The following is an 18,914-nucleotide window of genomic DNA, read 5'->3' as shown; positions in this document are numbered from 1 at the left end:
TCAGGCGGGTGCGACGCAGTCCACGAAGCGCGCGAAGCCGCCGTCCCGGCCCTCGTCGAGGGCCAGGAAGCCGCCGTCCGGGCCGTGGCTCGCCAGCAGGCACATGTCGTAGCGCACGCACACCGGCGGCGGCGCCGAGGCATCGGTGCGGAAGCGGTGCGCCCCGGTGAGCTGGCAGGAGTCGTACCGCACCAGGGGTCCGCGCGGGCCGAGCGTGTAGCGGTGGGCGCGCAGACCGGGGGCGAAGGACTTGAAGGCGTTGGCGGTGTCGTCGCAGTCGTTGAAGTGGACGGTGCCGCCGGACCACGCGCAGTCGATGACGACGGTGTCCGGGCCGCGCAGCTCGAAGCGGATGTCCTCGGCGTGGAAGCGCTGGACCGAGCTGAAGTGCTGCGCCCGGGGGAAGCGGAAGAAGGCGCTCTCGAATCCGTACTCGGGGTGCGCGACCGGGCGGCGGCCGGTGACGACATAGCTCCCGGCCCGGCAGGTGACGGAGCCGCCGTAGGGGAACTCCAGGAAGTTGCCCCACTCGTAGGTGACGTTCATGTCGGTGAACCAGTAGTTGAGGAACTGGTCCTGCTGTTCCGGGCGGGCCGAGCGCTTCGACAGGCCGGAGTAGAGGAACGCCTTGCGGTAGGCGCCGCCGACACGGCACGCCTCCCAGCGCATCTCGGAATTGGTGTTGGTGCCGTCGAGGGCGATCCCGTACTCCCACTCCCCCATCCACTCGCAGTCCGAGAAGCGGTAGTTGGCCGCGCCACCGGTCGAGTAGGAGGAGAAGAACGAGGCACCCGGCGTGCCCGAGGTGAAGCGCAGGCCCTCGAAGGCGATGTTCTGCCACATGTCGTCGTTGACGCACAGGAAGGCGCCGTCGGCCTTCTCCGGCGCGAAGACGATCTCGCTGATGCGCAGCCCCGCACCCCGGAAGCGCAGGCCGTTCGCCCGGTCGCGGGGGTTGTCGCCGGCGAGCAGCGCACCGGGTTCGGTGACCAGGTACCTGCCGGGCGGGACGTCGATCACGGTACGGCCCGTGTGGTCGTCCACGCGGGACTCCGCCCAGCGGTAGGCGGCGGCGAAGGCCCGGCTGTCGTCGGTGGTGCCGTCGCCCTTCGCGCCGAAGTCGGCGACGACGTCGACCACACCGGGATGGGCCGCGCGCCTCGGCTGCCGCACGGCTTCGGCGGAGGGCGTACCGGCCGCCGTGTACGCGGCCGCGCCGACGCCCGTCAACGCCGCGGCGGTGCCGCCGTAGATCAGTTTCCGCCGGTCGACCCCGCTCATGGCCCGATCCCCTCCCCCTGGCCGTCCCCCTCGTGAAGGATTGCACAAGGGGGCGCCTACGATGGTGGCCGTGCCGAATCTCAGCCAAGCAGGACAAGCCCTGCGGAACCCGCTGGCCTTCATCGCCCAGCGCTGGACCCCGTCCCCCGCGACGGTCCGGCGGGCCGCCATGGCGGCGCTCGTGATGAGCGTGGTCATCGTGGTGACCGGGGGCGCCGTCCGGCTGACCAGCTCGGGGCTCGGCTGCCCGACCTGGCCCAAGTGCACGGACGACAGCCTCACCGCGACCAGTGCCATGGGCGTGCACGGGGCGATCGAGTTCACCAACCGGATGCTGACGTACGTGCTGTGCGCGGCCGTCGGCTGGGCCATCGTCGCGGCGCGTGCCGCACAGCCGTGGCGGCGCGGGCTGACCCGGCTGGGCTGGGCGCAGTTCTGGGTCGTCATGGGCAACGCGGTGCTGGGCGGCATCACGGTGCTGACCGGGCTCAACCCGTACACCGTCGCCTCGCACTTCCTGCTCTCCAGCGCGCTCATCGCGGTGGCACTGCTGACCTGGCAGCGCGCCGGCGAGGGCGACGCGAACCCCCGCCCGCTGGTCGGCAAGCCCGTGCGGCAGCTCACCTGGCTGCTGGTCGCCGCCTCCGCCGTGCTCATCGCGGTCGGCACGCTGGTGACGGGGGCCGGCCCGCACGCCGGCGACAGCAGCGACGTGCCCCGCGTCCAGGTGAAGTGGGAGACCATCGCCCAGCTCCACGCCGACCTGGCGTGGGTCGTGTGCGGGCTCACCGTCGCCCTGTGGTTCGTGCTCCGCGCCGTCGACGCCCCCGCGGGGCCGCGGGCGCGGGTCCGCGACCTGGTCCTCGTCCTGCTGGCGCAGGGCGTCATCGGCTACGTCCAGTACTTCACCAAGCTCCCCGAGGCCCTGGTCGCCGCGCACATGCTGGGCTCCACCCTGGTGTGGATCGCCGTCCTGCGCGTCCTGCTCTCGCTGCGCGAACGCCCCCTCACCGAGCCCGGCACGGTTCCGGCCCCCGCGGCCCTCCCCACCCCGGAACCGGCCCCGGCCGCCTGAGGGCCGCTCCGCGTCATGCCCGGCGCCGTCCACTCCCCGGCCGGTTGACGGCGCCGCCCCGCGCAATGCCTGGGCACCCAACACGCGCAGCCCGCCGAAGGCCACCGGCCGCGGGAGCTGCCGCTGCGCGAACACCCCGCCGCGTGAGCACCCGCACACCGAACCCGGCACCGTTCCGCCCCGCGCCGCCGAATCCACCCCGGCGCACGGGCCTCAGCCGAACACAGCAGCCTGCCGAAGGTCCCCGCCCCAAGAAGGCCCGCTGCGCCGGCAACCGCTCACCGAACGCGGCACCGTCGCCACCCCGGAACGCGCCCCGGGGAGTCCGCATGGAACAGCGGCTCGCCGAAGGGCGCCGGCTCAAGGAGCCGTCGCTCCGCGAGGAACCGCTCACCGTGCCCGGCGCCGTCCGTGCCCCGAAGCGAGCGTTGTCCGCGGCGATGGGCACGGCCGCACGACACACGCCGGCGGGCGGACAGTGCGGGGCACCCGCGGGCGCCCGTCGGCAACAACAGCTTGCCGGAAGGCAACCGACAGCCCCGCCGGGCCCGTCCGCGGCGCAGGCCGCTTGGACCCTCGGGCGCGGTACTCCCCCGCCACCGACCGGCACACGCCCCGGCGCGAAGCCGCGTCAGGGCAGCCGATACACGCGGCGGGCGTTGTCCGCCGCGATGAGCGCGGCCACGCGCCGCGCGTCCGCGGGCGAGCACGCGTCGTCGGCGATCCAGCCGCCCAGCACCTCGCGCACCGCGCCGCGGAACGCCTCGGCGCCCACGACGTAGAGCTCGGGGAGGCCGTAGGCGTCCGTCGAGAAGAGGAGCTTGCCGAAGGGCGCCAGCTCCAGGAACTCCGCGAGCACCGCGCCCGCCCGCGGGCCGACGTGGGTGAGGGCGAGGCCCACGTCGGCGTGGACGTGCGGGAAGACATTCGCGAGGTAGGCGGCCTGGCGGTGGTACGGGTAGCAGTGCAGCAGCACCAGGTCCGTGCCGAGGCCCGCGGTCACGCGGGCGAAGTCCGTGAGGAGCGCCGGGTCGGCGTGGTCGAGGCGCAGGTCGGGGTCGCCGAAGCCGGTGTGCAGTTGCAGGGGCAGGCCGGTGGCGACGGCCGTCCACAGCAGGTGCCGCAGCAGGACGGGGTCGGTGAGGCGGCTGCCGAGTCCGTGCCGCGCGCCGAGCCAGGCCGTGGCCGCGCGTGCCACGTCGGCGGTGTCCGGGGGTTCGGGCGCGAGGGCGAGGCCGTGCCGGTAGGCGGCGATCGACTTGAAGCCGAGGGCGGTCCGCGCCGCCTCGTGGACGGCCTCCGCGACAGCGGAGACATAGGTCTCCCCGCCGGCGCTCGCGTCGGCCACGTGCTCCGCGAGCCGTTCGAGCCGGACGATCTCGTGGGCGTTGGCGCCGCCGCCGGCCGCGGCCAGTTCCTCGGGCGTCAGCAGGTCGCCGGGCAGCCCGGTGTCCACGAGGTACGTCCCGATACCGGTGCCCCGCAGCAGCAGCCGCGCGGTCTCGTACGCGCCGAGTTCCCGGCGGCGGGCCAGGTAGCGGGCGGGCGGGCAGTGCGGCTCCAGCCCGAGCAGCGGCGGGCACCAGCGGCGTACGGCGAAGCCGGTCTGGGTGTCGAAGAAGGTGGTGCCGGGGGCGGCGGGGGCGTCCGACTCCGTGAGATACGTCTCGAAGGAGGCGATGCCGAGGTCGCCGCGGACGATGCCGTGGCAGTGCTGGTCGACCAGCGGCGGCAGCTCGATCACCAGCGCCACCGGGTGGCCTCGGCCAGTTCGTCGGGCCCGAGTTCGGCCAGTGCCTCGGACTCGGCCCGCCGTACGGCCACAATCGCGCCGCACAGTTCCTCGCCGAGCGCCTCGCGCAGCGCCTCGTTGCGGAGGAAGTGCGCGACGGCCTCGCTCAGGGAGGTCGGCAGCCGCTTCTGGTCGCCGCGCGCGGCCGGGTCGCCCGTCACCGGTTCGGGCAGCGGGGGCCCGCCGTCGAGCACGCCGCGCAGGCCCGCCGCGATGACTGCGCCCACGAGCAGATAGGGGTTGGCGGCGGCGTCGAACGGCTTGAGTTCGGCGTGCCCGCCGTCGGGGTCGTCGGGCTCGCCGGGTACGAGGCGCAGCGCGGCCTCGCGGTTCTCCACGCCCCAGCAGCGGTGCACCCCGGCCCACTGCGAGGGGACCAGGCGCAGATAGCTCGTCGGGGAGGGCGCGCCGATGGCGCACAGCGCGGGCAGGGCGTCCAGGACGGCGCCGAGGAAGGTGTCCGCGGTCGCGGCGAGACCGTACCGGCCGGTGGGGTCGCGGTGCAGGTTGTGCCCGTGCTCACGCAGGCTCAGGTGCAGGTGGCAGCCGTTGCCGACCTCGCCGGCGACGACGGTCGGCGCGAAGGAGGCGCGCAGTCCGTGGGCCGCGCTGACGGCCCGTACGGTCTCGCGGACCAGGACGAGGTCGTCGGCCGCCCGGACGGGGTCGGCGGGCGCGGTGGAGACCTCGAACTGCCCGGGCGCGTACTCGGGGTGGATCTGGAGGACCTCCACGCGCTGCGCGTCGAGGGCGTCGTGGAGGGCGAGCAGGTACGCGGACTGCTCGGTGACCCGGGTCAGTCCGTACGCGGGACCGCGGCCCGCGAAGTCACCCGTCCGTGGACCCCTCTTGCCGTCCGCAGGGATGTGGTGGTCGTCACGGACGACGGTCCACTCGGTCTCGAAGCCCATCCGCAGTTCCAGCCCGTGCCCGGCGGCACGGGCGGCCATGCGCCGGGCGAACTGCCGCTGGCAGGCGGGGTGCGGGCGTCCCTGCTGGTCGTAGCGGTCGGCCGGGGCCCACGCCCAGCCGGGTTGCGCGGCCAGCACGGTGAGCCGGTCGAGGTCGGGGAAGAGCCGCAGGTCGCCGTCGGGGCCCCCGATGTGCTCGGAGGTGGTGACGAAGTCGTCGGAGGTGAAGACGTCGAAGACCGGTGACATGCCGATCCCGCGGTGCGCCGCCTGCGCGAGCCGGGTGGTGGGCACGGTCTTGGCCCGGCTGATGCCCGCGTTGTCGACCCAGCTCACCACGACGGCCCGCACGCCGTCGGCGGTGAGCCGCGCCGCGTCCTGCCGGGCCGTCAGCCGCCGTTCGTCCCGTTCTGCCGCGTCCACCGCACACGCCTCCTCGTACTGCCCGCCGTTCCGGATCCGTTCCATGGTCCTAACGGGCGGGCCGTGCGTCAGGTGTTGGCGGGGCCGCCGATCTGGATGCCGGCCATGCGCCGCCACTCGTAGCGGCCGGTGCGCACCTTGGCGGCGAGGTCGCCGTCGAAGGACTCGTGCAGCGTGGTGCCGGAGAGCTCCACGGCACGCCGCGCGATGCCGAAGGTGGGGGCGACGAGATCGCCCCAGCCGCCGTCCTCGCCCACCAGCACGATCCGGGTGCCGGCCTTGCCGATGTACGCGAGCTGGCCCTCGGCACCGCCGTGGCCGGTGGCGAACCGCTCGATCTGCCGGGCCAGCCGGGCGGCCCGGCGCTCGGCGCGGGCCTGCGCCCTCGGGTCGGCGACGGAGGTGTCTGCTGCCTGGGTGTCTGCCATGACAGGAATGCTACCCGCCGGTAATCAGCGGAGGAAGGGGTCCACGGCGACGGCCACGAACAGCAGCGTCGCGTAGGTGATGGACCAGTGGAACAGCCGCATCTCCTTGAGCTTGGCCCCGGCCACGCCCGCCTTGGCCCGCCCGTACAGGGCGTGCGCCTCGACGAGCCAGAAGGCCCCGAGCAGCACGGCGGCCGCCCCGTAGAACCAGCTCGCGGCGCCCAGCGGCCACCACAGGGTGAGGGACACCAGCACCATCGCCCAGCTGTAGAGGACGATCTGCCGGCCGACCACCACATTGCCCGCGACCACCGGCAGCATGGGGACGCCCACACGCGCGTAGTCGTCCTTGACCTTCATCGACAGCGGCCAGTAGTGCGGCGGCGTCCAGAAGAAGAGGACGAGGAAGAGGACGAAGGGCGCCCACGCCAGTTCGTCGCGCACCGCGGACCAGCCGATGAGCACCTGCATGCAGCCGGCGATGCCGCCCCACACGATGTTCTGCGCGGTACGGCGCTTCAGGCCCAGGGTGTAGACGAAGACGTAATAGAGGATGGCCGCCACCGACAGCACGGCCGACAGCGGGTTGACCAGCACCCAGAACCACGCGGTCGACACCACCGACAGGGCGATGCCGAAGACCAGGCACTCCCAGGGCGCGACCATGCCGGTGACCAGCGGGCGCTGCTCCGTTCGGTGCATGAGCGCGTCGATGTCGCGGTCGATGTACATGTTCAGCGCGTTGGCGCCACCGGCGGACATGTAGCCGCCGATCATCGTCGCCGCGACGAGCCACAGATCGGGTACGCCACCGGCCGCGAGGAACATGACCGGAACCGTCGTGATGAGCAGCAGCTCGATGATGCGCGGCTTGGTCAGCGCCACGAACGCCATCACGCGGGCCCCGAACGGCCGGTGACCGTTGATCGACCCGATGGCTCCGGCGGGCCGGGATTCGACGGCCGTCACGAACACCCCTGAGGAAAAGTCCAGCAAGCGGCTCCGCTTGCGCGTACCACGCCACTCTAGACGTAGCGGATACTCCGACCGCGCCGGGGGTGCCACGTGTTGACGCCGGAGCGTCTCCCCGGCGCAAGGGCCGGGCCACCTGGCCGTGCCCGGCGTTCAACGGGGGTTCAGCGGGCTGCGGCAGGCTGCGGAACGCTTCAACAGGCGAAGTGACGCCGGGCGGGGCACGCTGGTGACAGCGCCGGTACCGGGTGGGAATGCGCCTGCCCGTGCGTCGGTTGCCCGTGGCGACGAGCCCACCGCGCCGACATTCGAAAAGGCGCACACCCTTGCGGGGGTAGGCTCGGCAACGCCCGGTGTGCACTTCGTCACCGGCGTATGACATGTGGAGAGGAGCCCTCTCAGGTGAGCACCGAGGCGACCACCGAGCTGGAGTGGAGCGAGCTGGACGGGCGTGCGGTCGACACCGCGCGTGTCCTGGCAATGGATGCCGTGCAGAAGGTCGGCAACGGCCATCCGGGGACGGCGATGAGCCTGGCCCCCGCGGCCTACCTGCTGTTCCAGAAGCTGATGCGGCACGACCCCGCGGACGCCTCGTGGGTGGGCCGGGACCGCTTCGTCCTCTCGCCCGGCCACACGTCCCTGACGCTGTACACGCAGCTGTTCCTGTCCGGGTACGGACTGGAACTTGACGACCTGAAGGCCTTCCGCACCTGGGACTCGCGCACCCCCGGCCACCCGGAGCACGGCCACACCACCGGCGTGGAGACCACCACCGGCCCGCTCGGCCAGGGTGTCGGCAACGCGGTGGGCATGGCGATGGCCGCCCGTTACGAGCGCGGCCTGTTCGACCCGGACGCGGCGCCCGGCGAGTCGGTGTTCGACCACACGATCTGGGCCATCGTCTCCGACGGCGACCTGGAGGAGGGCATCTCCGCGGAGGCCTCCTCGCTGGCCGGCCACCAGAAGCTCGGCAACCTGGTCGCGCTGTACGACGACAACCACATCTCCATCGAGGGCGACACCGCGACCGCCTTCTCCGAGGACGTCCTCAAGCGCTACGAGGCCTACGGCTGGCACGTGCAGCGCATCGAGCAGCAGCCCTCCGGCGACTTCGACGTCCAGGAGCTGCACGCGGCGCTCAAGGCGGCGCAGGCCGTCACCGACCGCCCGTCGATCATCGCCGCCCGCACGATCATCGCCTGGCCGGCCCCGAACGCGCAGAACACCGAGGCCGCCCACGGCTCGGCGCTCGGCGAGGCCGAGGTCGCCGCGACCAAGAAGGTGCTCGGCTTCGACCCGGAGCAGCACTTCGAGGTGGCGCCCGAGGTCCTGGCGCACGCCCGCAAGGTCGGCGACCGCGGCCGCGAGGCGCACGCGGAGTGGACCAAGCGCTTCGAGGAGTGGCGCGCGGCCAACCCCGAGCGGGCCGCGACCCTCGACCGCATCCAGGCGGGCGAGCTGCCGGCCGGCTGGGAAGAGGCCATCCCGGAGTTCCCCGCGGGCAAGGCCGTCGCGACCCGCAAGGCCTCCGGTGAGGTGCTCAAGGCGCTCGGCTCCGTCCTGCCCGAGCTGTGGGGCGGCTCCGCCGACCTGGCCGGCTCGAACAACACGACCATCGACGCCTCGTCGTCCTTCCTCCCGGCGGACAACCCGCTGCCGGAGGCGAACCCGTACGGCCGCACGGTGCACTACGGCATCCGCGAGCACGCCATGGGCTCGACGATGAACGGCATCGCGCTGCACGGCAACACCCGTATCTACGGCGGCACCTTCCTGGTCTTCTCCGACTACATGCGCCCGGCCGTGCGTCTGGCCGCGCTCATGAAGCTGCCGACCACCTACGTGTGGACGCACGACTCCATCGGTCTCGGCGAGGACGGCCCGACCCACCAGCCGGTCGAGCACCTGTCCGCGCTGCGCGCCATCCCGGGCCTGAACGTGGTCCGGCCGGCCGACGCCAACGAGACCGCGATCGTCTGGGCGGAGATCACGCGCCGCCACACGGCCAAGCCCGCCCCGCACGGCCTGGCGCTCACCCGGCAGAACGTGCCGACGTACCCGGCCGACGTGAACGCGGCGAAGGGCGGCTACGTACTCCTGGACGCCGAGGGCGGCCGTCCGCAGGTCATCCTGATCGCCACCGGCTCCGAGGTGCAGCTGGCCGTCGAGGCCCGCGAGCAGCTCCAGAGCGAAGGGATCCAGGCGCGCGTCGTGTCCATGCCGTCCGTGGAGTGGTTCGAGGAGCAGGACCAGGCCTACCGCGACAGCGTCCTCCTGCCGGACGTCAAGGCGCGGGTCGCCGTCGAGGCGGGCATCGCCCTGACCTGGTACCGCTTCGTCGGGGACGCGGGCCGGATTGTGTCCCTGGAGCACTTCGGGGCAAGCGCCGATTACAAGGTCCTCTACCGCGAGTTCGGCCTGACCTCCGAGGCGGTCGCCGCCGCCGCGCGCGACTCGATCGCCGCCGCGACCCGCTGACGCACAGACGCATACGACGTATCGAGGAGATGCAAGACTCATGACAGACGCACTCAGGCGCCTCTCCGACGAGGGCGTGGCGATCTGGCTCGACGACCTGTCCCGCAAGCGGATCACCTCCGGCAACCTGGCCGAGCTCCTGGACCAGAGCCACGTGGTGGGCGTGACCACCAATCCGTCCATCTTCCAGAAGGCGATCGCCGGCGGTGACGGCTACGAGCCGCAGGTGACCGACCTCGCCGCCCGCCGGCTGACGGTGGACGAGGCCCTGCGCATGATCACCACCGCCGACGTCCGGGACGCCGCCGATGTGCTGCGCCCGGTGTACGACGCGACGGGCGGCCAGGACGGCCGCGTGTCGATCGAGGTCGACCCGCGGCTGGCCCACAACACCGCCGCGACCATCGCCGAGGCCAAGCAGCTCGCCTGGCTGGTGGACCGCCCCAACACCCTGATCAAGATCCCGGCGACCAAGGCGGGCCTGCCGGCCATCGCCGAGGTGATCGGCAAGGGCATCAGCGTCAACGTCACGCTGATCTTCTCGCTGGAGCGCTACCGCGAGGTCATGGACGCCTACCTGACCGGTCTGGAGAAGGCGAAGGCCGCGGGCCTGGACCTGTCCCTGATCCGTTCCGTGGCGTCCTTCTTCGTGTCCCGCGTGGACACCGAGATCGACAAGCGCCTGGAGAAGATCGGCACCGACGAGGCCAAGGCCCTCAAGGGCAAGGCCGCCATCGCCAACGCCCGCCTGGCGTACGAGGCCTACGAGGAGGTCTTCTCCTCCGACCGCTGGACCGCCCTGGAGCACGACGGCGCGCACAAGCAGCGCCCGCTGTGGGCCTCCACCGGCGTGAAGGACCCGGCCTACCCGGACACCATGTACGTGACCGAGCTGGTCGCGCCCGGCATCGTCAACACCATGCCGGAGGCCACGCTGGACGCCGTCGCCGACCACGGCGAGATCACCGGCGACACCATCCGCGGCACGTACGCGCAGGCCAAGGCCGAGCTCGAGGCGATCGGCGCGCTCGGCATCTCGTACGACGACGTCGTCCAGCTGCTGGAGGACGAGGGCGTCGAGAAGTTCGAGACGTCCTGGAACGAGCTGCTGGACTCGACCAAGGCGGAGCTCGAGCGCCTGGCGCCGAAGGAGGCGTAACCACGTTGAGCAGCGCCAACCCGCTGCGTGACCCGGTGGACCGGCGGCTCCCGCGTATCGCGGGGCCGTCGGGCCTGGTGATCTTCGGGGTCACGGGCGATTTGTCACGCAAAAAGCTGATGCCCGCCATCTACGACCTCGCCAACCGCGGGCTGCTGCCGCCGGGCTTCTCGCTCGTCGGCTTCGCCCGCCGCGACTGGGCGGACGAGGACTTCGCCCAGGTCGTGCACGACGCCGTCAAGGAGCACGCGCGCACCCCCTTCCGCGAGGAGGTGTGGCAGCAGCTCGCCGAAGGCATGCGCTTCGTGCCCGGCGACTTCGGCGACGACGAGGCGTTCGAGAAGCTCCGCGCCACCGTGGAGGAGCTGGACAAGGCCCGGGGCACGGGCGGCAACTTCGCCTTCTACCTCTCCGTGCCGCCCAAGTTCTTCCCGAGCGTGGTGCAGCAGCTCAAGAAGCACCGGCTGTCCGAGCCCCCCGAGGGCTCGTGGCGGCGGGCGGTCATCGAGAAGCCCTTCGGGCACGACCTGGCCAGCGCGCAGGAGCTCAACCGCGTCGTCCACCAGGTCTTCCGCTCCCAGGACGTCTTCCGCATCGACCACTACCTGGGCAAGGAGACGGTCCAGAACATCCTGGCGCTGCGCTTCGCCAACACGATGTTCGAGCCGCTGTGGAACCGCAGTTACGTCGACCACGTGCAGATCACCATGGCCGAGGACATCGGCATCGGCGGTCGCGCGGGCTACTACGACGGCATCGGCGCCGCACGCGACGTCATCCAGAACCACCTGCTCCAGCTGATGGCGCTGACCGCCATGGAGGAGCCCGCCTCCTTCGAGGCGAGCTCGCTCGTGCAGGAGAAGCTCAAGGTCCTGCAGGCGGTCAAGCTCCCCGCCGACCTCGGCAAGCACACGGTGCGCGGCCAGTACGCGCACGGGTGGCAGGGCGGCGAGGAGGTGCTCGGCTACCTGGAGGAGGAGGGCATCGACCCCAAGTCCAAGACCGACACCTACGCCGCCATCAAGCTGGAGATCGACAACCGCCGCTGGGCGGGCGTCCCCTTCTACCTGCGCACCGGCAAGCGGCTCGGCCGCCGGGTGACGGAGATCGCGGTGGTCTTCCAGCGCGCCCCGCACTCGCCGTTCGACAACACCGCGACCGAGGAGCTGGGGCAGAACGCCCTGGTCATCCGTGTGCAGCCGGACGAGGGCATCACCATCCGGTTCGGCTCGAAGGTGCCGGGCACCTCGATGGAGATCCGGGACGTGACGATGGACTTCGCCTACGGCGAGTCCTTCACCGAGTCCAGCCCGGAGGCGTACGAGCGGCTCATCCTCGATGTGCTGCTCGGCGACGCGAACCTCTTCCCCCGCACCCAGGAGGTCGAGCAGTCCTGGCACATCCTCGACCCGATCGAGGAGTACTGGGACCGGCACGGCAAGCCCGAGCAGTACACGGCGGGCACCTGGGGTCCCCACGCGGCGGACGAGATGCTCGCACGAGACGGCAGGAGCTGGCGCCGGCCATGAACATCGACCTCACGGAGACCACCTCCAGCAAGATCAACTCCGCGCTCGTCAAGGCGCGGCGGGCGACCGGCAGTCCGGCCGTCGGCATGGTGCTGACCCTGGTCATAGTGACGGACGAGGGCAACCACTACGACGCGCTCAAGTCCGCCTCCGACGCCTCGCGCGAGCACCCCTCGCGCATCCTGGTGGTCATCAAGCGGCCCGGCCGCTCCCCGCGCGAGCGCAAGAGCGCCCGCCTGGACGCCGAGGTGCGGGTCGGCGGCGAGACCGGCATCGGCGAGACCGTGCTGCTGCGGCTGCACGGCGAACTCGCCGACCACGCCGAGAGCGTCGTCCTGCCGCTGCTGCTGCCCGACGCGCCGGTCGTGGTCTGGTGGCCGGACGAGGCTCCGGCGAACCCCGCGGCGGACCCGCTGGGCGCGCTCGCCCAGCGCCGGATCACCGACGCGGCACAGACCGAGGACCCGGTGGCGTCCCTCGGGCTGCGGGCCGAGACCTACACCCCCGGCGACACGGACCTGGCCTGGACCCGCATCACCCCGTGGCGCAGCGTGCTCGCCGCGGCGCTGGACCAGAAGCAGGCCGCGGTCAAGGGCGCCGTCGTCGAGGGCGAGGCCGACAACCCGAGCACGGAACTGCTCGGGCTGTGGCTCGCGCGGCGGCTGGGCGTCCCGGTCCGCCGCAAGGTGTCCGAGGGCCCCGGGATCACCGCGGTGCGGCTGGCGACCTCCGAGGGCGAGGTCTGCCTGGACCGGCCCAGCGGCTCGCTGGCCGAACTGGCCATCCCCGGCCAGCCCGACCGGCACGTCGCACTCCAGCGCCGGGCCACCTCGGACCTGATCGCCGAGGAACTGCGCCGGCTCGACCCGGACGAGGCCTACGCGGCCGCAGTCAAGTTCGGCGTGGACCGGCTGGCCGAGGACGAGGAGACGGTGACCCCCGACGAGGCGGAGCAGCGCATCGCCGAGGCGGACGCAGCGGCCGGCAAGGGCGGCGACGCCGGGGCCGGGTCCGGCGAGGCCACCGCGGGCAAGAAGGCGGCGGCCAAGTGAGCGCACCCCAGGTCGTGGTCCACCGGGACAAGGAGCTGATGGCGCAGGCCGTGGCGGCCCGGCTGATCACGCGGGTCGTCGACGCCCAGGCCGCCCGGGGCACCGCCTCGGTCGTCCTGACCGGCGGCCGCAACGGCAACGCCCTGCTCGCGGCACTGGCCGGCTCCCCGGCCCGGGACGCCGTCGACTGGGCGCGGCTGGACCTGTGGTGGGGCGACGAGCGGTTCCTGCCCGAGGGCGACCCGGACCGCAACGACACCCAGGCCCGGGAGGCCCTGCTCGACGCCGTCCCGGTCGACCCGGCGCGGGTGCACACCATGCCCGTGTCGGACGGCCCGTACGGCAACGACGCGGACGCGGCGGCCGAGGCGTACGCCGAGGAGCTCGCGCGGGCCGCGGGCCCGGAGGACCACGCCCGGGTGCCGTCCTTCGACGTCCTGATGCTGGGCGTCGGACCGGACACCCATGTGGCCTCGCTCTTCCCCGGGCACCCGGGGGTCCGCGAGACCGAGCGCACCGTCGTCGGCGTCCACGGCTCGCCGAAGCCGCCGCCGACGCGCGTCTCGCTCACCCTCCCCGCGATCCGCGCCGCCCGCGAGGTGTGGCTGCTGGCCGCCGGGGAGGACAAGGCCGGTGCCGTCGCCGTCGCCCTGTCGGGGTCCGGCGAGATCCAGGCCCCGGCCGCGGGCGCCCGCGGCCGGTCGCGCACGCTGTGGCTGCTGGACCGCACCGCGGCGGCGAAGCTGCCTCCGCAGCTCTACCCGCCGGCGTCGCTGTAGGCGTCGCCGTACGGTCCGGAACACGAACGCCGGGCGGGTCCCTCCCCGAGGGTCCCGCCCGGCGTTCTTGGTGTGTCAGCGGCCGCGCAGCACGCGGTAGTCGGCGACCAGGCCCTTGGTGGACGCGTCGAGGCCCGGGACGTCCGCGCCCTCGGTCAGAGCGGGCTCCAGACGCTTGGCCAGGACCTTGCCGAGTTCGACACCCCACTGGTCGAAGGAGTCGATGTTCCAGACCGCGCCCTGCACGAAGACCTTCTGCTCGTACAGCGCCACGAGCTGGCCCAGCACCGAGGGCGTCAGCTCGGTCGCCAGGATGGTGGTGGTCGGGTGGTTGCCGCGGAAGGTGCGGTGCGGCACCTGCTCCTCGGCCACGCCCTCGGCACGGACCTCGTCACCGGTCTTGCCGAAGGCCAGCGCCTGGGTCTGGGCGAAGAAGTTCGCCATCAGCAGGTCGTGCTGGCCGGCCAGCCGCGGTTCGAGCTCGCCCAGCGGCCGGGCGAAGCCGATGAAGTCCGCGGGGATGAACTTCGTGCCCTGGTGCAGCAGCTGGTAGTAGGCGTGCTGGCCGTTGGTGCCGGGCGTGCCCCAGACGACCGGGCCGGTCTGCCAGGTGACGGGGTTTCCGTCCCGGTCCACGGACTTGCCGTTGGACTCCATGTCCAGCTGCTGGAGGTAGGCCGGGAACTTCGACAGGTAGTGGCTGTAGGGCAGCACCGCGTGCGACTGGGCGTCGAAGAACTGGCCGTACCAGACGCCGAGCAGGCCCAGCACCATGGGGACGTTCCGCTCCGGCGGGGCGGTGCGGAAGTGCTCGTCGACCAGGTGGAAGCCGGCCAGCATCTCGCGGAAGTGGTCCGGGCCGATGGCGATCATCAGCGACAGGCCGATGGCGGAGTCGTACGAGTAGCGCCCGCCGACCCAGTCCCAGAACTCGAACATGTTGGCCGTGTCGATGCCGAACTTGGAGACCTCGTCCGCGTTGGTGGACAGCGCCACGAAGTGGAACCGGACCGGCGAGTCCTCGGCATCCGCCTGGGTGCCGCTCTTGCCGAGGCCGTCCAGCAGCCACTCGCGCGCGGAGGTGGCGTTGGTGATGGTCTCGATGGTGGTGAAGGTCTTGGACGCGACGATGAACAGCGTCTCCGCCGGGTCCAGGTCGCGCACGGCCTCGTGCAGGTCCGAGCCGTCCACGTTGGAGACGAAACGGAAGGTCAGCGAGCGGTCGCTGTAGGCCCGCAGGGCCTCGTAGGCCATGGCGGGACCGAGGTCGGAACCGCCGATGCCGATGTTCACCACGTTCTTGATGCGGCGTCCGGTCGACCCGACCCACTTGCCGGAGCGCACGGCGCCGGCGAAGTCAGCCATCTTCCTGAGCACCTGGTGGACGGCGGGGACGACGTCCTCCCCGTCGACCTCCACCACGGACGACTCCGGGGCCCGCAGCGCCGTGTGGAGCACCGCGCGGTTCTCGGTCACGTTGATGCGCTCGCCGCGGAACATCGCGTCCCGCAGCTCGGTGACGCCCGAGGCGGCCGCCAGTTCGCGCAGCAGGCTCAGCGTCTCGTCGGTCACCAGGTTCTTGGAGTAGTCCAGATAGAGGTCGCCCACCTGGAGGGTGTAGCGCTCGGCGCGGTCGGGGTCGGCGGCGAACAGCTCCCGCAGGTGGGCCGAGCCCAGCTCCTCACGGTGCCTGGCGAGCGCCTGCCACTCCGGTCGCTGGTCGAGACGGGTACGGCCCTGCGTGTTGGTTCCGGACATCAGTCCACTTCTCCTCGTCCTCCATGCTGCAGGTCCAAACTAGTTGATCCCGGCGTCGGAGGAGATTCACCCCCGGTGTCCGGCGCGGTGACGACCGGTGTCAGCATGGCCAACGCGCACCCGAACAGCACGGCGGCCAGCAGCGGCGCGGTGCCCGGACCCCACGCCTCGGTGGCGGCGCCGCCCATCAGGGCGCCCAACGGCGCCCCGGCCACGGCCAGGGTCCGCATGGCGGCGCTCACCCGGCCCAACAGGGCCTCGGGGGTGCGTCGCTGGACGAGCGTCGTCTCGTTGACGTTCCAGATCATTCCCAGTGCGCCGAACACCGCCATGACGGTGACGGCGACCGGGAGCGAGCGCACTGTGCCGAGCACGACCAGGCAGCCGGCCTGGACGGCGAGCCCGGGTATCAGCGCCCGGCCGCGCCCGCCGAGCAGCGCGGACCATCGTCCGGCGAGCGCTCCCCCGGCCACGCTGCCCGCGCCGTACGCGAGGAGGACGGCGACGTAGCCTGCGTGCCCGGCGTGCAGCGGGCCGGTGACCAGGAGCACCAGGGTGGCGATGACGGCCCCGACGCCGGTGTTGGCGACGGTGTTGGCCGCGCACACCGCCCGCAGGACCCGGTCCCGCCGCAGGACCCGTATCCCCTCGGCGATGTCCTGCCGCAGTGTGGCTCCCGCGGCGCGCGCCGGGCGGACGGGCGCGGGCCGCCGCAGCGAGGCGACCAGGACCGCCGCGGCGGCGTAGGTCACGGCGTCCACGGCGAACGGCAGGGCGGCCGCCAGGCCGAGCAGCACGGGCACCAGCGGGGCGCCGAGGAAGGTGCCCGCCACCGTCTGGCCGGTCATCAGCCGGGCGTTGGCGCGCCCCAGCGCCTCCCCGGGGACCACGGAGGGCAGCAGGGCGGTCGCGGCATTGTCGAAGAGCGTCTGCAGCGTGGTCAGCGCGAAGGCCAGGACGAGCAGCAGCCCGATGCTCGCCGCGCCCAGCCCGACGGCCACCGCGAAGGCCGCCACGAGCACTGCGCGCAGCGCGTCCACCGCCCACATGGCCCGCCGCTGGTCCACGCGGTCGGCGACGGCACCGCCCAGCAGGCCGAAGAACAGCCAGGGCAGGAACCCGGCCGCGGTGACGAGGGACACCAGCAGCGGCGAGTCGGTGAGCCCGACCGCGAGCAGCGGCAGGGCCGCGCCGCGCAGCCCGTCGCCGAAGCGCGAGACGGCCGCGGCCGTCCACAACCGCCCGAACCCGCCCCGCCAGGCGGGCGCGCGCTCCCCCGCGCCCATGGTCACGGCCGTCATGCGGATCCCCCCACTCGTCTGCGATCAACTGTCACAGACCGTAGCGGGACCCACTGACAACGCACCGTCCCCGCAGGTCGGAAGGCGGATGGGCGCGAACCAGGGCAGGTCGGAGGGGATCAGGCCCCGGCGCGGTGCAGTCGCTCCCCGTAGTGCTGCTCCAGGACGAGGTTGCGCTCGAAGCCGCCCGGCACGTTCGCCGAGACGTACACCGGCGCCTCGTGGCCCTCCGCGGTGAGCAGGCCCACCGCCTCGGCCACCGTCATCTGGACGAGCATCGCGGAGGTGATGGTGGAGACCCCGCACAGCGCCCCGCCGCCGGGCAGCGGCAGCAGCGCGTCACCGTAGGGGGCGCCGTTGTCGAGGACCGCGTCGGCGAGGTCGGCCAGCCGCTTGCCGCTGGGGTGCAGCGCGGGCACGGCGCGGGTGTGTTCCAGCGAGGTGATCGCGATCAGGGGGTGGCCCTGGGCCTTGACGTGCAGGGCCATGTCCACGATCGAGTTGTTGACCCCGGAGTTGGAGATGATCACGAACAGGTCGCCCGGCCGCGGCGCGGTCAGCTCGTACAACCGCTTGGCCAGGCCCGGGGAGCGCTCCAGCAGGGGGTCGGTGAGCACCGAGCGGTCGTCGCCGCCGCGCAGCACGAGGTCGTTCAGCGCGATGCGGTTGGTGGGGATGAGTCCGCCGGCCCGGCCGGAGATCTCCAGCGCGGTGGCCTGCGAGTGCCCGGTGCCGAAGGCCTGGAGGATGCCGTCGGCGGCCACGCAGTCGGCGATCAGCCGGGCCGCCGCCGCCACCGAGTCCCGGTTGGCCCCGATCACCCGGTCGATGGCGGCACGGGCCTCCTCGGCGAACCGGGCAGCACTCGTCGTCACGTCGTCGGCCATGGCCGGTTCCCCCTGAGTCCGGTGATCCAGTGGATGTCCACGGCAACGATGGACGAGAGGTCTAGTCCACGTCAATCCCCCTGCACCTGCATGCGGGCCAGCGCCAAGGCGCCCGCGCCGCCGTCCTGCACCGGCAGGACGTGCAGGTCCATCTCCTCCGCGCGCGCCGACACCCTTCCCAGCAGCGGTCCCGAGGGGCCCAGCAGGCCGCCGGTGACGACCAGCGGCTCGCCGGCCTGCGGATCGAGGGCGGCGACGGTCGCCGCGAGCTCGTCGGCGGCGTCGTCCAGCAGGTTGCCGGCCACCTCGTCGCCGTCGCGGTCGGCGGCGACCGCCAGCGGGCTCAGCCGGGCCAGACGGACCGGCGGCTCGGCGTAGACATGCGGCACCAGGCGGTTGCGCAGCACATGGCACTCGTGGTCGCTGGGGCGCTCCTGGGCCAGGTACGGGCCGCCCGGGGAGTCCAGGTAGTGGCACAGGACGGCCTCGACGAGCGTCGTCCAGGGGCCCCGGCCGTCCAGGGCGCGCACCGCGGCGCGCATCACCTCGCGGCCGAGCCAGAATCCGCTGCCCTCGTCGCCGATGAGCCAGCCGTTGCCGTCCGCCAGCAGGCTCTGGCGGCGCTTCTCGATCCGGGCGGCGACCGCGCCGGTGCCGGCGACCAGCGCCAGGCCGTCGGAGGGGACCCCGGGGGCGGAGGCGAAGGCGACCTCGATGTCGCCGCACACGGTCACGTCCAGCGCGCCGATCCCCGTGCTGTCCAGCGCGGCCCGCAGACAGGACGCGGCGAGCCGGCGCCCGACCTCGGGACCGGTGTCCAGGGCGGCGCCGGCGAAGCCGCCGACGACGGCCGCGACCTCGCCCTTGCGGTCGTCCGGGACCGCGCTCCTGAGCGCGTCCGCGAGGTGCTGGGTGAGCGCCACCCGTTCGACGCTCATCGCATTGCCGGGGCCGCCCTCGCCCTCGCCGAGAACCCGCCCCTCGGAAGCCGCGTCGGCGAGATACGCCCGGGTCCGCGTTCCGCCCGCATCGATGCCGATCACCAGAGCCACAACCGCGAGTATACGTTCCCGTTACCCAGTGTCGACC

Annotated in this window: 15 protein-coding genes; 6 read left to right on the top strand and 9 right to left on the bottom strand. The window is 72.8% G+C overall.

Annotated features, from left to right (window positions below; all coding sequences use genetic code 11):
* A complete protein-coding gene (locus ACIP9H_RS13580; protein ID WP_401584492.1) occupies positions 1-1,281 on the bottom strand; it encodes a glycosyl hydrolase family 28-related protein in 1,281 nt (426 codons plus the stop codon).
* A 61-nt stretch (positions 1,282-1,342) separates the two neighbouring features.
* On the opposite strand from ACIP9H_RS13580, the gene ACIP9H_RS13575 reads away from it, so the two are divergent.
* Entirely contained in the window at positions 1,343-2,356 is a 1,014-nt protein-coding gene (locus ACIP9H_RS13575) for a heme A synthase (protein ID WP_401584489.1), read from the top strand.
* A 631-nt stretch (positions 2,357-2,987) separates the two neighbouring features.
* On the opposite strand, the gene ACIP9H_RS13570 is transcribed toward ACIP9H_RS13575, so the two are convergent.
* From ACIP9H_RS13570 to ACIP9H_RS13555, 4 genes are read right to left on the bottom strand one after another with little or no spacing between them, the layout of a single operon-like run.
* Positions 2,988-4,100, bottom strand: coding sequence for an amidohydrolase family protein (locus ACIP9H_RS13570; protein ID WP_401584756.1), 1,113 nt, complete (start codon positions 4,098-4,100; stop codon positions 2,988-2,990).
* Complete coding sequence (locus ACIP9H_RS13565; RefSeq protein WP_401959130.1) at positions 4,097-5,527, bottom strand: glutamine synthetase family protein; 1,431 nt, start codon at positions 5,525-5,527, stop codon at positions 4,097-4,099. The genes ACIP9H_RS13570 and ACIP9H_RS13565 overlap by 4 nt, the downstream gene beginning before the upstream one ends.
* A gap of 23 nt (positions 5,528-5,550) precedes the next feature.
* The gene (locus ACIP9H_RS13560; protein WP_401959129.1) at positions 5,551-5,910 is read right to left on the bottom strand and encodes a hypothetical protein; all 360 of its coding nucleotides are present in this window, start codon (positions 5,908-5,910) and stop codon (positions 5,551-5,553) included.
* Positions 5,911-5,934: 24 nt separating this feature from the next.
* Entirely contained in the window at positions 5,935-6,879 is a 945-nt protein-coding gene (locus tag ACIP9H_RS13555; protein ID WP_401584481.1) for a heme o synthase, read from the bottom strand.
* A gap of 378 nt (positions 6,880-7,257) precedes the next feature.
* On the opposite strand from ACIP9H_RS13555, the gene tkt reads away from it, so the two are divergent.
* The 5 genes from tkt to pgl are packed head-to-tail and all read left to right on the top strand — an operon-like array spanning position 7,258 to position 13,879.
* Positions 7,258-9,360 (top strand): transketolase, encoded by a 2,103-nt coding sequence (tkt, locus tag ACIP9H_RS13550; RefSeq protein WP_401584478.1) that lies wholly within the window; start codon positions 7,258-7,260, stop codon positions 9,358-9,360.
* Between the two features lie 40 nt (positions 9,361-9,400).
* On the top strand, positions 9,401-10,519 hold the full coding sequence (gene tal, locus ACIP9H_RS13545) for a transaldolase (protein WP_401584476.1): 1,119 nt from the start codon (positions 9,401-9,403) through the stop codon (positions 10,517-10,519).
* A gap of 5 nt (positions 10,520-10,524) precedes the next feature.
* Positions 10,525-12,048 carry a glucose-6-phosphate dehydrogenase gene (gene zwf / locus ACIP9H_RS13540; protein ID WP_360912212.1) on the top strand — a complete coding sequence of 508 codons (1,524 nt, stop codon included), beginning with the start codon at positions 10,525-10,527 and terminating at the stop codon, positions 12,046-12,048.
* Complete coding sequence (gene opcA / locus ACIP9H_RS13535) at positions 12,045-13,100, top strand: glucose-6-phosphate dehydrogenase assembly protein OpcA (protein ID WP_401959126.1); 1,056 nt, start codon at positions 12,045-12,047, stop codon at positions 13,098-13,100. Before zwf ends, opcA begins: the two co-directional genes overlap by 4 nt.
* Positions 13,097-13,879 (top strand): 6-phosphogluconolactonase, encoded by a 783-nt coding sequence (gene pgl, locus ACIP9H_RS13530; protein WP_360912208.1) that lies wholly within the window; start codon positions 13,097-13,099, stop codon positions 13,877-13,879. Before opcA ends, pgl begins: the two co-directional genes overlap by 4 nt.
* A 75-nt stretch (positions 13,880-13,954) precedes the next feature.
* Here pgl and pgi read toward each other — a convergent pair whose 3' ends face one another.
* The 4 genes from pgi to ACIP9H_RS13510 all read right to left on the bottom strand — a co-directional run bounded on the left by pgi (position 13,955) and on the right by ACIP9H_RS13510 (position 18,877).
* A complete protein-coding gene (pgi, locus tag ACIP9H_RS13525) occupies positions 13,955-15,637 on the bottom strand; it encodes a glucose-6-phosphate isomerase (protein ID WP_401959125.1) in 1,683 nt (560 codons plus the stop codon).
* Positions 15,637-16,938, bottom strand: a complete 1,302-nt coding sequence (locus ACIP9H_RS13520) for an MFS transporter (RefSeq protein WP_401959124.1) — start codon at positions 16,936-16,938, stop codon at positions 15,637-15,639. The genes pgi and ACIP9H_RS13520 overlap by 1 nt, the downstream gene beginning before the upstream one ends.
* Before the next feature lie 119 nt (positions 16,939-17,057).
* Positions 17,058-17,825, bottom strand: coding sequence for a sugar isomerase domain-containing protein (locus tag ACIP9H_RS13515; protein WP_401959123.1), 768 nt, complete (start codon positions 17,823-17,825; stop codon positions 17,058-17,060).
* 71 nt (positions 17,826-17,896) lie between these two features.
* Complete coding sequence (locus tag ACIP9H_RS13510) at positions 17,897-18,877, bottom strand: N-acetylglucosamine kinase (protein WP_401584461.1); 981 nt, start codon at positions 18,875-18,877, stop codon at positions 17,897-17,899.
* Between the last annotated feature and the right edge of the window lie 37 nt (positions 18,878-18,914).

The sequence above is a fragment of the Streptomyces sp. NPDC088732 genome (genome assembly GCF_044751205.1).
GTDB lineage: Bacteria > Actinomycetota > Actinomycetes > Streptomycetales > Streptomycetaceae > Actinacidiphila.
This window is presented reverse-complemented; position numbering and strand designations above follow the sequence as displayed.

Bases quoted from the DNA above. Each gene is read 5' to 3' on its own strand.
- pgi (WP_401959125.1), bottom strand. From the start codon at position 15,637: ATGTCCGGAACCAACACGCAGGGCCGTACCCGTCTCGACCAGCGACCG.
- ACIP9H_RS13565 (WP_401959130.1), bottom strand. From the start codon at position 5,527: ATGGAACGGATCCGGAACGGCGGGCAGTACGAGGAGGCGTGTGCGGTG.
- ACIP9H_RS13520 (WP_401959124.1), bottom strand. From the start codon at position 16,938: ATGACGGCCGTGACCATGGGCGCGGGGGAGCGCGCGCCCGCCTGGCGG.
- ACIP9H_RS13515 (WP_401959123.1), bottom strand. From the start codon at position 17,825: ATGGCCGACGACGTGACGACGAGTGCTGCCCGGTTCGCCGAGGAGGCC.
- tkt (WP_401584478.1), top strand. From the start codon at position 7,258: ATGACATGTGGAGAGGAGCCCTCTCAGGTGAGCACCGAGGCGACCACC.
- tal (WP_401584476.1), top strand. From the start codon at position 9,401: ATGACAGACGCACTCAGGCGCCTCTCCGACGAGGGCGTGGCGATCTGG.
- opcA (WP_401959126.1), top strand. From the start codon at position 12,045: ATGAACATCGACCTCACGGAGACCACCTCCAGCAAGATCAACTCCGCG.
- ACIP9H_RS13560 (WP_401959129.1), bottom strand. From the start codon at position 5,910: ATGGCAGACACCCAGGCAGCAGACACCTCCGTCGCCGACCCGAGGGCG.
- ACIP9H_RS13580 (WP_401584492.1), bottom strand. From the start codon at position 1,281: ATGAGCGGGGTCGACCGGCGGAAACTGATCTACGGCGGCACCGCCGCG.
- ACIP9H_RS13575 (WP_401584489.1), top strand. From the start codon at position 1,343: ATGGTGGCCGTGCCGAATCTCAGCCAAGCAGGACAAGCCCTGCGGAAC.